Source organism: Ferrovibrio sp. GW821-FHT12F09, from assembly GCF_058806775.1.
Map to the genome: position 1 here is coordinate 1,738,572 of NZ_JBXAPZ010000001.1, position 15,250 is coordinate 1,753,821.

Genomic DNA, 15,250 nt, shown 5'->3' on the forward strand with positions numbered 1-15,250 from the left:
TCCTGCCTGACCGGCTTCCGGATGCCGGCCTCAGAATGGCAGACTTGGGAGGAGTTACGCGTATGGCACATCCGCATCGTCAGGTTCGCTACGGCCGCGCCGACACCCGGCTGACCCGCAAGCCCGACGGCATCATCCTCATGGACTCGCCGGAGCCACTGGAGGCTTATCCGGACAAGCTGACCGAGCGACTGGTACACTGGGCCAGAGTGGCGCCGGATCGTACCTTCATGGCGCAACGCGACGACAGCGGCGCCTGGCGGCGCCTGACCTATGCCGATCTCCTGTCTCGCGTGCGCGCCATCGGGCAGGCGCTGCTGGATCGCAGGCTCTCGGCCGAACGGCCGGTCGCCATCCTTTCCGATAACGACCTGGAGCATCTGCAACTGGCGCTGGCCGCCCAGTATGTCGGCGTGCCCTCGGCGGCGATCTCGCCCGCCTATGCGCTGGTCTCCACGGATTTTGCCAAGCTGAAGCATGTTCTGGGCCTGTTACAGCCCGGTCTGGTCTTCGCCGCCGATGGTGCGCGCTTTGCCAAGTCGATTGCCGCAGCGGTGTCTGATGATGTGGAAGTGGTAGTGACCGCCGGTGCCGCCGGTCGGCCTGCCACCGCCTTCGAGGCTTTGCTGGCAACGCCGGCCACGGCAGCTGTCGAACAGGCCCATGATGCCGTCGGCCCCGATACGGTGGCCAAGTTCCTGTTCACCTCCGGCTCTACCGGCATGCCCAAGGGCGTGATTAACACCCAGCGCATGCTGTGCAGCAACCAGCAGATGATCGCGCAGTCGCTGCCGGTCTTTGCCGAGGAGCCGCCGGTCTTTATTGACTGGCTGCCGTGGAATCATACTTTCGGCGGCAACCACAATATCGGCATCACGCTGTATAACGGCGGCTCGCTTTATATCGACGACGGCAAGCCGGTGCCGGCGCTGATCGAGCGCACAGTGCGCAACCTGAAAGAAATTGCACCCACGGTGTATTTCAACGTGCCCAAGGGCTTTGAAATGCTGGTGCCTTACCTGCGCGACGACAGGCAGTTGCGCGAGATGTTTTTCAGCCGTCTGAAGATGATCTTCTTTTCCGGCGCTGCCCTGCCACAGCATGTGTGGACCGCGCTGGAAGAGCTCGCGGTCGAGACCATCGGCGTGCGCATCCCGATCATCAGCGGCCTGGGGTCCACCGAGACGGCGCCCTTTGCCCTCTGCGCCAACTGGCCGGTCGACCGCTCGGGCATCATCGGCCTGCCGGTGCCGGGTCTGGAACTGAAGCTGGTACCCAATGGCGAAAAGCTGGAAGTGCGCGTGCGCGGCCCCAATATCACGCCAGGCTACTGGCGCATGCCAGAGGTCAGCGCCAAGTCTTTCGACGAGGACGGCTACTACATGATGGGGGACGCGGCGCGCTTCATCGATCCCGACCAGCCCGGGAAGGGCCTGATGTTCGATGGCCGCATCTCCGAAGACTTCAAGCTGACCAGCGGTACCTGGGTCAGTGTCGGTCCGCTCCGCGGCCGCTTCATCGCCCATTTCGCACCCTATGTCCGCGATGTGGTGATTGCCGGGCATGACCGCGACATGCTGGCCGGGCTGGTGATCCTCGATCTCGACAACTGCCGGCCGCTTTGCCCTGAATTGCCGGCCAATGCAGGCATTGCCCAGATCGCCCATGCGCCGGGCGTGCGGGCTGCCTTCGCCGAGCGGCTGGCCAGTTTCATCGCGCAGTCGACCGGCAGCGCCAGCCGTATCGAGCGGCTGGTGATCCTGGATGAACTGCCTTCGCTGGATGTTGGCGAAGTCACCGACAAGGGGTCGATCAACCAGCGTGCGGTCCTGAATCATCGCGCTCCGCTGGTCGACGATCTTTACGCCTCTTCCCCCTCAGACCGCGTCATCACCGCCAAAGAGAGAATCGCCCATGTCGCCTAATCCCGGTCTCGCCCAAGCCTACAAGGATATCTGGCTGCTGGATGGCGTACGCACGCCGTTTGCCGACTATATGGGGCCGCTGGCCGATATCTCGCCGATCGATCTCGGCATCAAGGTTGCGCGCGAAGTGCTGAAGAAAGCCGATATGCCGGCGGCCGATATCGGCAGTGTCGTGGCCGGCAATATGGCGCAGGCGTCTTATGATGCCTACATGCTGCCGCGTCATGTCGGCCTTTATGCCGGCGTGCCGGTCGAAGTGCCGGCGCATCTGGTGCAGCGCGTCTGCGGTACCGGCATCGAGGCGATCATGCAGGCCGCCGGACAGATCATGCTGGGCCAGACTGAAGCCGGCCTCGTGGTCGGCGCGGAGTCGATGAGCCGCAATCCGGTGGCGTCCTACACCCATCGTAACGGTTTCCGTATGGGCCAGGTGGAGTTCAAGGACTTCCTGTGGGAAGCGCTGATCGATCCGGCGCCAGGCATCATGATGGGCGACACGGCCGAGAATCTGGCGCGCGAATACCAGATCACGCGCGAGGAGGTGGATGCTTATGCCGCCGAAAGCTTCGACCGCGCCGTGAAGGCGAAAGAGAAGGGCTATTTCGGCGACGAGATTACCGCGGTGACCAGCGAGGAGTTTGCGCTGCCGGGTTACAACAGCCGCGGCATCAAGCTGAGCCGCAAGACGCCCGCCGTGAGCGAGGATACCCATGTCCGGCCCTCGCCGGTGGAAACCCTGGCCAAGATTCGTCCTGCTTTCGGCGGTGTGCAGACCGGCGGCAACTCGTCTGCCGTGGTGGATGGCGCCGCGGCCGCCATCGTGGTGTCGGGCGATTATCTGCGCAGCAAGGGCAAAACGCCGCTTGGCCGCATCGTTGCCGGCGCCAGTGTCGGCGTGAAGCCGGAAGTGATGGGCATCGGTCCGGTGCCGGCGATCCAGGCGGTTTGCGCCAAGGCCGGTATCAGTGTCGATCAGATCGACCGTTTCGAGATCAACGAGGCCTTTGGCGCCCAGGTGATGGCCTGCATGCGGGCGCTCAACATTCCGCGCGACAAGCTGAATGTGAATGGCGGCGCGATTGCTATCGGTCATCCGCTCGGTGCCACTGGTGTCCGGCTCTCGGTGACCGTCGCGCGCGAGCTGAAGCGGTCGGGCCTGCGCTATGGTGTGGCGTCGGCCTGTATCGGCGGTGGCCAGGGTATCGCCATGCTGATCGAGAATCCGGACGCTGTCCGGCCGTAAACGATCAGTCCAGGGCGGTCAGGCGTTCCAGCAGGGCGAGCAGTTTCTGCTTGTCTTCGCCAAGCACGGCGTCAACCCGCTTTTCGTGATGACTCAGCAGGCGGCGATAGGCTTCCTTCAGGAAGCTTTCGCCCTTTGCCGTCAGATATAGCGCGTTTGAGCGACGGTCGTCGGGCGCCGGGGCGCGGCGCGCCAGCTTGCGCTGTTCCAGTTCGTCCAGCAGGGCGACGAAATTGGCCCGGTTGATGCCGAGTGCTTCGCTGACCCGGGACTGCTTCAGGCCGGGATTGGCATCGATGATGGCCAGCACGGAAAACTGGGCCGGCCGCAGATCGAACGGCTTCATCACCGTCATGAAATCCTGGAAGACGGCGAGCTGGGCCCGGCGCAGGCGGTAGCCGAGCAGATCCTGCAGCGGACCCAGATCGACGGCGACACCGGTATCCTGTTCAGGTGGGGATTGATCCGCCGGGGCGGGCTTGCGACGGGTAGAGGCCATATCTGTGCTTAGACAATATTGCCGTCGCTGACAACGTTGCTGCCAGCGAGGCCTTGGTATCGGGCGCACGCTTTATGATGCGACAAGACACAATCGACATTGGCGGCGCCGCGACCCTGTGCAGTCCGCCGCTCTATGCGCTCAGTCATGTGAGTCTACGGTTCTTCATGGCAGCAGGCCGTCAGGTATGACGTGGCAACCGCATAATCGGGATGGCTGCATCGGGCACCAACGGTGTCGGCCCCATCAGACTGTTGGACGTTCCATTCATGCAGTCATAACAACGTATTCAGAAAAAAGCGGGATTATTTGCTTGACGTTTTGTTCCCTTTTTGTACTATATAGTTGTGAGTGCCCGTCGGGCCCCGGGGCCACCCTGGGATAACCCTTAAACGGAGAACGCTCCTGTAACTGTCGGTTTTTCCCGCAATGCGGTCCCCGTGGGCCGCAAAGGAGATAGCCAATTGCCTGGCCAACAGGCCGCTGGGGCCTTTAACGACGCGGCTCTGAACCAAGGAATATTCCATGTTAAAGGCGCCATTCCTGAAGCGTATCGCAGTTGATGCCGCGAAAATGACGACGCGTGATTTTCCCTTCGATGTACTGCCCTATCTCACCGAGGATTTCGAACTCAGCTTCGATCATGCAGTCACCATAATTGTCGGTGAGAATGGTTCGGGGAAGTCCACCCTCATCGAGGCCATCGCCCAGGCAGCAGGATTTTCTGCGCAGGGCGGCAGTCAGGATCACCAGACAGGACTGGCTGAAATTGACAACGCGCTGACAAAAGCATTGCGTCTGTCCTGGTTGCCAAAGGTCAGTCGCGGTTTTTTCTTTCGCGCGGAAAGTTTCTTTAATTTCCAGACCTATATTGATACGGCGCATATCGAGTCCGGCTGGCCATCGCCGAGAATGCATGCGCGAAGTCACGGCGAAGCTTTCCTTGAGGCATTCGAGGACCGCCTTCATGCGAAACAGCGAGCCCTTTATATCCTCGACGAACCGGAAGTTGCGCTCTCGCCACAGCGCCAGCTCGCCTTCATGCGGATTCTACGGCAATGGCAACTGAGCGGTCAGGTTCAGGCGATCATCGCCACGCATTCACCAATCCTGATGAATCTTCCAGACGCGGCCTTGCTCTCGTTGAATGGAGGGGCGATCCGGCCGGTGACGCCGTCGGACACCGAACACATGCACATCATGCGCGGCTTTCTCGCCAATCCGGCCAGCTATCTGGCGGATCTGTTCCAGGATTTGGCCTGAGCTGTATCGTGCTGGTCAGGTAATTGCGACTGTCGGGGAACGGCAGATTGGATCAGGCCAGCGCCATGCGGATACCTTCGGCGGCATAGAGCAGCGGCGACAGGTAGCGCTGCTGCATCTCTTCTGCCGTGATGCGGGTGGCGTGCCCGCTGACATTCATCGCGGCCAATACCCGGCCGGCCTGGTTGCGGATCGGCACGGCAATCGAACGCAGGCCGATTTCCAACTCCTGGTCGACCATGGCATAGCCGATGCGGCGTGCTTCGCCGATGGCGCTGCGCAGACCTTCGCTGTCGGTCACGGTATGCGGGGTCAGCGGCGTGAACTTCGCCTCGTTGAAATACTGGTCCAGTTCGCCTGGCCGCAGATCCGCCAGCAACACGCGGCCCATGGATGTGCAATAGGCAGGCAGGCGCGTGCCGATGCCCAGCGCCACCGACATGATGCGTTTGGTCGGTACGCGGGCGACATAGACGATGTCGCTGCCTTCCAGCACCGAGATGGAACAGGATTCATTCACCTGTTCGGTCAGCCGCTCCATGAAGGGTTGGGCGCGTTCCCAGATATGCATCGAGGTCAGGAAGGCGAAGCCGAGTTCCAGCACGCGCGGTGTCAGGCGGAAGTATTTGCCGTCGCCGGTGACATAACCCAGCTCGCACAGCGTCAGCAGATAGCGGCGCGCGGCGGCGCGCGTCATATCGGCGCGACGGGCCACTTCGCTGAGGGTCATCTCGTCATTGTCGCGGTCGAACGCGGTGATGACCCGCAGGCCCCGGGCCAGCGAAGTGGAGAAGTCGCGCGCATTGATGGTCATTGTTGACAAGGTCGGCCAGCCTCCCTGTAATGTTTGTTTATAGAACTATTGTGCGTTATGCGCACAATAAGTCAAGGAAATGTCGGATTTTTTGACATAGATCAGCGCCAACCCGCTCAGGCCGGGTTATAAGTATCCGTAAGCGTTAAGGAGGAAACGATGTCCGAGATCATCGGCTACAAACGGCCGGCGGCTGGCACCCAGCCCAATTACCTGCACCCGCCCTATCAGTCCTCGATCAAGCGGGCACCCGGCAAGCCGCTGATCCGCATGGCCCATACCCTGTCGGAAGTGACAGGCCCGGTTTACGGCCATGAGCGCATCGGCCCGAATGACAACGACCTGACCAAGCAGCATGCTGGCGAACCGCTGGGCGAGCGCATGATCCTGTCCGGCCGGGTGCTGGACGAGTCTGGCCGCCCGGTGCCGCATACCCTGGTCGAAATCTGGCAGGCCAATGCCTGCGGCCGCTATCCGCATCCGGCCGACCAGCATGACGCGCCGCTCGACCCGAATTTCACCGGCTACGGCCGCACTGCCACCGATGACGAAGGCCGCTACCGCTTCGTCACCATCAAGCCCGGCGCCTATCCGTGGCGGAATCACCACAATGCCTGGCGTCCGCAGCATATCCATTTCTCGCTGTTCGGGCCGAGCTTCATGACCCGCATGGTCACCCAGATGTATTTCCCGGGCGATCCGCTGCTGCCCCATGATCCGATCTTCAACTGCGTCACGGACCAGCGCTCGCGCGACGGCATGATCTCGAAATTCGATTTCGAGACCACGATCCCGGAATTCGCCCTGGGCTATCAGTGGGACATCATCCTGCGCGGCCGCGACGCCACGCCCATGGAAAACAAGTAAGCCGGCCGGAGACGTTTGACATGACTCTTGTTCCCACTGCTTCCGCCACCGTCGGCCCCTACCTGCATATCGGCCTGGTGCCGCTGGCTGTGAACGACATCGCCAAGGATGCGGCCAAGGGCGAGAAGATCGTCATCACCGGCCGGATTTTCGACGGCGAAGGCCAGCCGATTCCCGATGCCCTGGTCGAGTTCTGGCAGGCCAATGCCGATGGCAAATACGCCCATGCCGAGGATAAGCAGGACAAGCCGCTGGATGGCGCATTCACCGGTTTCGGCCGCGTGCCGACCGACAAGGAAGGCCGTTACAGCTTTACCACGGTGAAGCCCGGCCCGGTTCCCGGCCCCGGCAATGCCCTGCAGGCCCCGCATATCGTGGTCTGCCTGTTCATGCGCGGCATGCTCAAGCACCTCTATACCCGGATCTATTTCTCGGACGAGACGGCGGCCAATGCCAACGATCCGGTTCTGGGCCTGGTGGAGGATGCGGCGCGCAAGCCGACCATCGTGGCCGAGCGGCTGGCTGGCAAGGCCGAATACCGCTGGGACATTCATATGCAGGGCGAGCGGGAAACCGTCTTTTTCGATTGCTGATCCCCCGCGGGCTCAGCAACATGCTGGCATGACGACTCACACAGAGACGGGCCTGCTCGGTCCGCTGTTTCACGGCTCTGCAATCGGCGCGGTCTTCACCGACCGCGCCCATCTGCAGGGTATGCTGGATTTCGAGGCGGCGCTGGCGCGCGCGGAAGCAAAGGTGGGTGTTATTCCCGCGGCTGCCGTTGCGCCGATTGCCGCGCAATGCGACGCCGCGCTCTACGATATTGCCGAACTGGCCGAGGGCGCGACGCGCGGCGGCAACACCGCCATTCCGCTGGTCAAGGCGCTGACGGCAAAGGTCGCAGCCAGGGACAAGGACGCCGCGGGCTTCGTGCATTGGGGCGCCACCAGTCAGGATGCGATGGATACCGGGTTGGTCTTGCAGCTGGGCAAGGCCCTGGCGCTGATCGAGACCGATCTGTCGCGCCTCTCCGCTGCGCTCGCCGATCTGGCGAAAAAACACCGCCAGACGCCGATGGTCGGCCGCACCTGGCTGCAGCATGCCCTGCCGATCACCTTCGGCCTGAAAGCGGCCGGTTGGCTCGATGCTGTTGAACGCCATCGCGACCGGTTGGCGGAATTGAAGCCGCGCCTGCTGGTGCTGCAGTTCGGCGGCGCGGCCGGCACGCTGGCGGCGCTCGGCGACAAGGGCCTTACGGTGGCCGAGGCTCTGGCCACCGATCTGAAGCTGTCGCTGCCGGCCACGCCCTGGCATGGCGCGCGCGACCGCGTGGCGGAGCTGGGTGCGGTGCTGGCGCTGCTGACCGGTACCTTGGGCAAGATGGCGCGCGACGTGGCGCTGCTGATGCAGACCGATGTGGGTGAGGTTTTCGAACCGGCGGGCGAGGGCAGGGGCGGTTCATCGACCATGCCGCATAAGCGCAATCCGGTAGCCTCGGCCGCCGTGCTGGCGGCGGCTGTCCGTGTGCCGCATCTGGCGGGCAGCCTGCTGTCGGGCATGGTGCAGGAGCATGAGCGCGGCCTGGGCGGCTGGCATGCCGAATGGACGGTGCTGCCCGAGCTGGTGCAACTTGGCGCCGGCGCTCTGCAGCATATGGCCGAGATAATGACCGGACTGGACGTGCAGCCTGATCGCATGCGCGAGAATCTGGATGCGACCGATGGCCTGATTATGGCCGAGGCTGTGACCATGGCTCTGGGCGTGAAGATCGGCCGCATGACGGCACATAAGCTGGTCGAGGCGGCATCCAAGCGCGCGGTTGCGGCAAAACGGCATCTGCGGAGTGTCCTGGCCGAGGACAAGGATGTGATGACGCATCTGACGCCGGCCGACCTCGATGGTCTGTTCGATCCGCTGGGCTACAGCGGGGTTGCGGTGGCGCTGGTCGATCGCGTTCTGGCCGCCCGCAAGCCATAAGAAAATCCGGAGGAGTCATGTCGCATATCACGACCGATGACGGCGTTTCGCTGCACTACAGGCTGGACGGGCCTGCAGACGCGCCGATTCTGGTGATGTCGAATTCCCTGGGCACCGATCTTTCCATGTGGGATGCGCAGATGCCGGCGCTGCAACAGCGTTTCCGCGTGTTGCGCTACGACACCCGCGGTCATGGCCAGTCCGACCTGCCACCGGCGCCCTATCAGGTCGACCGCCTTGGCAAGGATGTGGTGGCCCTGCTGGATGCACTGGATATTCCGCAGGCGATGTTCTGCGGCCTGTCCATGGGTGGCATGACCGGGATGTGGCTGGGCGTACATGCGCCGCAGCGCTTCTCCAAACTGGTCCTGTGTAATACGGCCGCCAAGATCGGCACGCCCGATGTCTGGAACACCCGCATCGCTGCCGTGCAGAAAGGCGGCATGGCCGCCATCGTGCCCGGCGTGATCCAGCGCTGGTTCACCGAAGGCTTCGTGAAGACGCAGCCGGCGGCGGTTGAGCGCATCTCCAGCGTTCTGCTGGCGACGAAGCCGGAAGGCTATAACGCCGCCTGCGGCGCGGTGCGCGACATGGACCAGCGCGAAAGCATCGCCGCGATCCGCCTTCCGGTCCTGGTGATCGCCGGTACCCATGATCTGGCCACAACGGCCGCCGATGGCAAGCTGGCCGCGGACACCATTCCCGGCGCCCGCTATGTCGAATTTCCGGCGGCGCATCTGTCGAATGTGGAAGTGGCGGCCGACTTCACCAAGGAACTGACCGGCTTCCTGGCCGGCTGAGGAGACAGCAATGGATGACAAGCAGCGTTACGGCGCCGGCATGACGGTGCGGCGTGCGGTTCTGGGCGATACCCATGTTGACCGCTCGCTCGCCAAGATCACGCCGTTCAACGAGGAATTCCAGAATTTCATCACCCGCTATGCCTGGGGCGAAGTCTGGACCCGGCCCGGCCTGGAGCGGAAGACGCGCAGCTGCATGACATTGTCGATGATGATCGCGCTCAATCGCCCGGACGAGTTCAAGCTGCATGTGAAGGCCGCTTTCAACAACGGCCTGACCCGCGACGATCTTAAGGAGGTCATCCTGCAGGCTTCGATCTATTGCGGCGTGCCGGCCGGCAACAGTGCCATGCACTGGGCCGAAGAGGTGTTCGTGCAGATGGAAAAGGACGGCCTCAAGACCTGAGGCCGCGTCACGCAGGCAGGGCAAATGAAAACGGCGCCGTGAAGGCGCCGTTTCCGTATCAGATGCAGGTGCGGATCAGTGGGTGGTCGCTTTGGCCTGCTGGCCGCCGCGATGACCGCCATTGGGGCGCTGGCCCTGGCGCTGCTGCTGCGGACGCTGGCCGTCGCCGCGGCCGCCTTCCGAGCGCTGGCCGCCGTGACGCTGACCGTTGCCGCGCGGATTGTTGCGGTTCTGGCCATGCGGGCGCTGTTGCTGCGGGCGGTTTTCGCCCTTCGGCTCGGCAGCCGTGGCGGCTGCCAGCTTGGCATCGCCGCGACGGTCGGTCGACTCGATGCGCTGGCGGGTGATCCGCTCGATATCGCGCAGGTAGGGACGCTCGTCCTGGGCGCAAAGCGAGATCGCCTGGCCGGCCGCGCCGGCGCGGGCCGTGCGGCCGATGCGATGGACGTAGCTTTCCGGCACGTTCGGCAGTTCGAAATTCACCACATGGCTGACGCCGGTGACATCGATGCCGCGGGCGGCAATGTCGGTGGCGACCAGCACGCGGATGCGGCCGGCCTTGAAGTCGGCCAAAGCCCGCTCGCGCTGGCTCTGCGACTTGTTGCCGTGGATGGCCGCGGCCGGCACGCCGCCACCGACCAGATGGCGGGCGACGCGGTCGGCACCATGCTTGGTGCGGGTGAAGACCAGGGCGCGGGTGATGGCCGGATCGGTCATGATCTCAGCCAGCAGCGCACGCTTGCGCTCGGCCTCGATGAAGATCACCTGCTGTTCGACGCGCTCGGCGGTGGTGGCGACCGGGGTCACTTCCACTTTGACCGGATCCTTCAGGAAGCCGGCGGCGAGCTGGCCGATGGTCTGCGGCATGGTGGCCGAGAAGAACAGGCTCTGGCGCACCTTCGGCAGGGCCTGCGAGATACGCTTGATGGCATGCACGAAGCCGAGGTCCAGCATCTGGTCGGCTTCGTCCAGCACCACGGTCTCGACCTGGTCGAGACGCAGGTGGCCCTGCTGCATATGGTCGATCAGGCGGCCGGGGGTGGCGACGAGCACATCGACGCCGCGCGCCAGCGCCTGGGTCTGCGGGTTCATGCCGACGCCGCCGAAGACGGTGACGACATTCAGGTTGGTCTCGCGGCCATAGGCGCGGAACTTGTCGGCGATCTGCGAGGCCAGCTCGCGGGTCGGGCTCAGGATCAGTGCACGGCAGGTCTTCGGCGCCGGGCGGCGGTTGCCGGCGGCCAGACGATGCAGGATCGGCAGGGCAAAGGCAGCAGTCTTGCCGGTGCCGGTCTGGGCGATACCCAGCAGATCGCGGCCGGCGAGCACTGGCGGAATGGCCTGGGTCTGGATCGGCGTGGGCTGGGTATATTTGCCGGCGGTAATGGCATTGAGCAGGGCCTGGTTGAGGCCGAGGTCATTGAAACTGGTCAAAGGGGAATCCTTGAAACAAGGCATACGACGGCGCGGGGCGGGAGTCGCCAGCAGCGCAACGGTCATACGCGGGGACCGATGAAACGCCCCGCGTGACCTGGGTCGTATATGAAGAGACTGAAGGCGCTGGCAGGACGAAGGAGCAGTTGGAGCGCTCTTCGTTCACGCGGCCAGGCGCGAAAGGCCATCGACGCTGGAATCAGTCCGTGGACGGCAGGCGGTATATGGGCCCACCGCCGTCCCGCGTCAAGCGAAATAACCAGTAATGGTCAGAAGCCGTACAATTCCGCGGGGTTAGCCGTGAAGATTTTCTGCCGGTCGGCCTCGTTCGGGGCCCAGTCAAGCAGCAGGTCGAGCAGTTTGGACTCGTCGGGGTAGCCGAATTTGCTGGCCTGGGCATGCGGGAAGTTGCTGGCCCAGATCATGCGCTCGGGGGCGTGCTTGATCAGTGCCCTGGCGATGACGCCGACATCCTCGTAATGCGGCTTGCCGGTCAGCGAGGTCTCGTAGCAGCCGGCCAGCTTGACCCAGACATTGCCGGTATCGATCAGGCGCAGCAGGCACTGGAAGGACGGATGGTCCACCGGCACCGGATCGATGAACTTGCCGATATGGTCGATGACGATCTTCACCGGCAGGCGCTTGATCATCGCCTCATGCTCGGGCAGTTCGCGGCCATTGAGCTGCAGCAGCATGCTCCAGCCAAACGGCTTGATGCGGCCGGCCATTTCCTCGGCCACGTTCAGGCCCAGCGTGCCGCCCAGCAGGTTCATGATGCGGATCCCGCGGGCGCCACCAGCGGTCAGGCGCTGCAGTTCGGCATCGGCGACACCGGGTTTCACCACCACCACGGCGCGCGCCTTGTCGTGGCCCAGCTCGGCGGTGGTATCCATCACCAGGCGGTTATCGTCGCCATAGGCGTTGGCCTGGACGACGATCACGCGCTCGATGCCCAGCCAGTCCATCACCTGACGATATTCCGGTACGCCCACCGCTGGCGGTGTCGGTGTGTTGGGCAGCGTCGTGTAGCGGTCATCGTAGAAATGGATATGGGTGTCGCAGGCCCCCTTGGGCATCTGCAGCTTCGGCTTCGGGCCGGTGAAGACGCGGGTATAGTCCATATCCATCCTCCAGGTATTCTCTAAGCGACGCGATAGCGCCGCAGGGTGTCTTCATCGGGAACGAAGCCGATGCCGGGTGCATCGGGAATGCTGATACGCCCCTGCTGCGGCAGCGGGATGTCGCAGCCACTATAGGCTTCGGGCTTCACATACATGTATTCGAACAGGCCGACGGCTTCGAGATGGGCGGCCAGTTGCAGCGTTGCCCAGTAGCCGGGGCCGAAATAGGGCGAATGCGGCATCACGGTCTTGCTTAAGCTGGCGGCATGCCGGGTCGCCTTGATGAATTCACTGACACCGCCGATCTTGATCACGCTGGGCTGCGGGAAGGTCAGGGCAGCCGAGAGCCGGGTGAATTCCATCGCGGTGCAGGCATTTTCGCCGGCCGAGAGCGCAACGCCAAAGCGGCTAAGCGCCTTGTGGGTTTCGTAATCCTCGGGCGGGAAGGTGGGTTCCTCCACCCAGTAGAGATCGAGCGCCTTCATCTTCGGCAGCAGGTCTTCGGCTTCCGTCAGGCTCCAGGCGCAGTTCACATCGGTGGTCAGGCGAATTTCCGGCCCGATGGCGGCGCGGGCGGCGGCAATCGGCTCATAGGCGATCTCGTGCAGTTTGATATCGCGGAAGCCTTCGGCGACGGCACGGCGGGTCATCGCGGCAATCGGCTCGGCACCGCCATAGCGCACCAGGCTGGCATAGGCCGTAACACTGTCGCGTACCCGCCCGCCCAGATGCGCCGACAGGCTTTTGCCGGCCTGTTTCGCGGCCAGGTCCCAGAGCGCGATATCGATGCCGGAGATGGCGAAGATGGTGATGCCGTAACGGCCCCAGATATGCAGGTCCTGCTGCAGCTTCAGGGTGAAGGCGGCGACATCCGCGATCTCCTGCCCGACAACCAGCGGTGCCACCGTATCCTGCAACAGCGCCCGCACCGCTGAGGCGCAGCCATAGGAAAACGCCTCGCCCCAGCCGACCAGGCCGTCTTCGGTTTCGATGCGCACCAAAAGGGTGTCGAATTCGGTCCAGCCGCGGCGCTTGGCCCGTGGCCCCTCGTAGAGATCGCTGAAGGGAATCTTCAGCGTGACCGTATCGACGCTTTTGATGCGCATGGAACGCGTTACTTTTTCAGTTTCTCGAAATCGCCGTCGAATTCCTGGCTGCAGAACGGCGTACCACCCTGGAAGTAATCGCCGATCGGATCCTTGGGCAGGGCTTTCTGCGCTTCCAGTGCTTCGGCGGCGAAGTCTTCCGACTGGCCGCCCGGCTTGTAGCCCAGCTTCAGCGCATGGGCGTTATCCCACCAGGCGCGCTTGTTGTCCGACATACCGTAGACGACTTCATAAACCAGATCGGGTTTCTCCAGGCCGAGACGGATGAGCTGCACCAGATCGTCGGGCCGCAGCCAGATCGACAGGCGGCGCTGGTCCAGCGGCTTGTCGCCGAAATTGCCAATGCGGATCGACAGCACGCCCATGCCATGCTTGTGGGCATAGAGCGCGCCGAGACCTTCGCCGAACAGCTTGCTCAGGCCGTAGCGGGTGTCAGGCTTCGGCACCGCTTCGATGCCGATCTTTTCGCTGCGCGGATGGAAACCCATCACATGGTTGGACGAGGCAAAGACCACGCGTTGCGTGCCGGCCTTGTGAGCGGCTTCGAACAGGTTGTAGCAGCCGATGATGTTGGCATTCAGGATGGTTTCCCAGGGGCCTTCCACCGAGAAGCCGCCCAGATGCACGATGCCATCCACGCCCTTGACCATTTTTTCGACGGCGGCGTAATCGGCCAGATCGGCGGCGATGAATTCCTCGTCGCTGCGCAGATCAGCCGGCGCCTTGAGATCGCTCAACACCAGCTCCGGATAGAGTGGTTTCAGCAGCTGGCGCAGGCGGGTGCCGACACCGCCGCTGGCACCGGTAAGCAGAACGCGTTTCATGAATGATCCTCCCAGACCGTCTTACTGCGGACCCATCTTGTCGATCAGCACCTTGAGCATGGCATGCTCTTCCTCGCTGCAGTCGACCAGCGGCGTGCGCACCGGACCGGCATCATAACCGACCAGGCGCGCGCCGGCCTTGATGATGCTGATGGCATAGCCCGGGCGGCGGTTGCGGATCGTCGAATAGGGCATGAAGAAGTCGTCGAGGATGCGGGTCGACGTGGCAACGTCATCCTTGGCAATGGCGCGGTAGAAATCCATCGCCGTCTTCGGAATGAAATTGAACACGGCCGAAGAATAGACCGGCACGCCCATCGCCTTGTAGGGCGCGGCGAAGAATTCGGCAGTCGGCAGCCCGCCCAGATAGGTGAAGCGGTCGCCCATCTTGCGGCGCACGGCAACCATGAGTTCCAGATCGCCGATGCCGTCCTTGAAGCCGATCAGGTTCGGGCACTGGTCCGCCAGCCGCGCGAGGTGATCGGGTCCCAGGCGGCAGACGCCGCGATTGTAGACGATGACGCCGATCTTCACGCTTTTGCAGATCGCGGCGACATGGCGGCTGATGCCATCGGCATCGGCTTCGACCAGGTAATGCGGCAGCACCAGCAGGCCGGCAGCGCCCAGGCGTTCGGCTTCCTGGGCATATTGAATCGCCTGGCGGGTGCCGTAGCCGGTGCCGGCGATGATCGGCACCTTGCCCTTGCAGGTATCGACAGCGGTTTTCACCACGGCACTGTATTCATCGGGCGCCAGCGAGAAGAACTCGCCAGTGCCGCCGGCGGCAAACAGCGCGGTGGCGCCATAGGGGGCGAGCCATTCCAGGCGGCGGCGATAGCCTTTCGGCTCGAAATTGCCGGCGGCGTCGAAATCGGTCACCGGGAAAGACAGCAGGCCGGTGGAAATCGCGGCCTTGAGAGCACTGGGTTCCATTATCTCACCTTATCTAAGAACCAATCGAATGTCGGGGT

General features: G+C 63.3%; 15 protein-coding genes. 8 read left to right on the forward strand and 7 right to left on the reverse strand.

Going from position 1 to position 15,250, the window contains the following annotated elements; genetic code table 11:
- The first annotated feature begins 62 nt into the window (after positions 1 to 62).
- Positions 63 to 1,925 carry a feruloyl-CoA synthase gene (locus AC1ROB_RS08640; protein ID WP_492971600.1) on the forward strand — a complete coding sequence of 621 codons (1,863 nt, stop codon included), beginning with the start codon at positions 63 to 65 and terminating at the stop codon, positions 1,923 to 1,925.
- Complete coding sequence (locus tag AC1ROB_RS08645; RefSeq protein ID WP_492971599.1) at positions 1,915 to 3,168, forward strand: thiolase family protein; 1,254 nt, start codon at positions 1,915 to 1,917, stop codon at positions 3,166 to 3,168. Before AC1ROB_RS08640 ends, AC1ROB_RS08645 begins: the two co-directional genes overlap by 11 nt.
- A 4-nt stretch (positions 3,169 to 3,172) precedes the next feature.
- On the opposite strand, the gene AC1ROB_RS08650 is transcribed toward AC1ROB_RS08645, so the two are convergent.
- Positions 3,173 to 3,667: a MarR family winged helix-turn-helix transcriptional regulator gene (locus AC1ROB_RS08650; RefSeq protein ID WP_492971598.1), complete on the reverse strand. Its 495-nt coding sequence runs from the start codon at positions 3,665 to 3,667 to the stop codon at positions 3,173 to 3,175.
- Positions 3,668 to 4,192: 525 nt separating this feature from the next.
- Here AC1ROB_RS08650 and AC1ROB_RS08655 point away from each other — a divergent pair.
- Positions 4,193 to 4,930 (forward strand): AAA family ATPase, encoded by a 738-nt coding sequence (locus AC1ROB_RS08655; RefSeq protein WP_492971597.1) that lies wholly within the window; start codon positions 4,193 to 4,195, stop codon positions 4,928 to 4,930.
- Between the two features lie 52 nt (positions 4,931 to 4,982).
- Here AC1ROB_RS08655 and AC1ROB_RS08660 read toward each other — a convergent pair whose 3' ends face one another.
- Positions 4,983 to 5,744 (reverse strand): IclR family transcriptional regulator, encoded by a 762-nt coding sequence (locus AC1ROB_RS08660; protein ID WP_492972207.1) that lies wholly within the window; start codon positions 5,742 to 5,744, stop codon positions 4,983 to 4,985.
- 159 nt (positions 5,745 to 5,903) lie between these two features.
- On the opposite strand from AC1ROB_RS08660, the gene pcaH reads away from it, so the two are divergent.
- Genes pcaH through pcaC form a run of 5 tightly spaced genes read left to right on the forward strand, consistent with a single transcriptional unit; the run spans position 5,904 to position 9,794 of the window.
- A complete protein-coding gene (gene pcaH / locus AC1ROB_RS08665; protein ID WP_492971596.1) occupies positions 5,904 to 6,611 on the forward strand; it encodes a protocatechuate 3,4-dioxygenase subunit beta in 708 nt (235 codons plus the stop codon).
- Between the two features lie 20 nt (positions 6,612 to 6,631).
- Positions 6,632 to 7,204: a protocatechuate 3,4-dioxygenase subunit alpha gene (pcaG, locus tag AC1ROB_RS08670; protein WP_492971595.1), complete on the forward strand. Its 573-nt coding sequence runs from the start codon at positions 6,632 to 6,634 to the stop codon at positions 7,202 to 7,204.
- Positions 7,205 to 7,232: 28 nt separating this feature from the next.
- Positions 7,233 to 8,588, forward strand: a complete 1,356-nt coding sequence (locus tag AC1ROB_RS08675) for a 3-carboxy-cis,cis-muconate cycloisomerase (RefSeq protein WP_492971594.1) — start codon at positions 7,233 to 7,235, stop codon at positions 8,586 to 8,588.
- A 17-nt stretch (positions 8,589 to 8,605) separates the two neighbouring features.
- Complete coding sequence (pcaD, locus tag AC1ROB_RS08680; protein WP_492971593.1) at positions 8,606 to 9,388, forward strand: 3-oxoadipate enol-lactonase; 783 nt, start codon at positions 8,606 to 8,608, stop codon at positions 9,386 to 9,388.
- Positions 9,389 to 9,398: 10 nt separating this feature from the next.
- On the forward strand, positions 9,399 to 9,794 hold the full coding sequence (pcaC, locus tag AC1ROB_RS08685; RefSeq protein WP_492971592.1) for a 4-carboxymuconolactone decarboxylase: 396 nt from the start codon (positions 9,399 to 9,401) through the stop codon (positions 9,792 to 9,794).
- A 75-nt stretch (positions 9,795 to 9,869) separates the two neighbouring features.
- On the opposite strand, the gene AC1ROB_RS08690 is transcribed toward pcaC, so the two are convergent.
- From AC1ROB_RS08690 to kdgD, 5 genes are all read right to left on the reverse strand, one after another.
- Entirely contained in the window at positions 9,870 to 11,228 is a 1,359-nt protein-coding gene (locus AC1ROB_RS08690; RefSeq protein ID WP_492971591.1) for a DEAD/DEAH box helicase, read from the reverse strand.
- A 269-nt stretch (positions 11,229 to 11,497) separates the two neighbouring features.
- Entirely contained in the window at positions 11,498 to 12,349 is an 852-nt protein-coding gene (locus AC1ROB_RS08695) for an amidohydrolase family protein (protein ID WP_492971590.1), read from the reverse strand.
- Between the two features lie 20 nt (positions 12,350 to 12,369).
- Positions 12,370 to 13,455 (reverse strand): mandelate racemase/muconate lactonizing enzyme family protein, encoded by a 1,086-nt coding sequence (locus tag AC1ROB_RS08700; protein ID WP_492971589.1) that lies wholly within the window; start codon positions 13,453 to 13,455, stop codon positions 12,370 to 12,372.
- 8 nt (positions 13,456 to 13,463) lie between these two features.
- A complete protein-coding gene (locus AC1ROB_RS08705; RefSeq protein WP_492971588.1) occupies positions 13,464 to 14,279 on the reverse strand; it encodes an NAD-dependent epimerase/dehydratase family protein in 816 nt (271 codons plus the stop codon).
- 21 nt (positions 14,280 to 14,300) lie between these two features.
- Positions 14,301 to 15,212 carry a 5-dehydro-4-deoxyglucarate dehydratase gene (gene kdgD, locus AC1ROB_RS08710; RefSeq protein ID WP_492971587.1) on the reverse strand — a complete coding sequence of 304 codons (912 nt, stop codon included), beginning with the start codon at positions 15,210 to 15,212 and terminating at the stop codon, positions 14,301 to 14,303.
- Between the last annotated feature and the right edge of the window lie 38 nt (positions 15,213 to 15,250).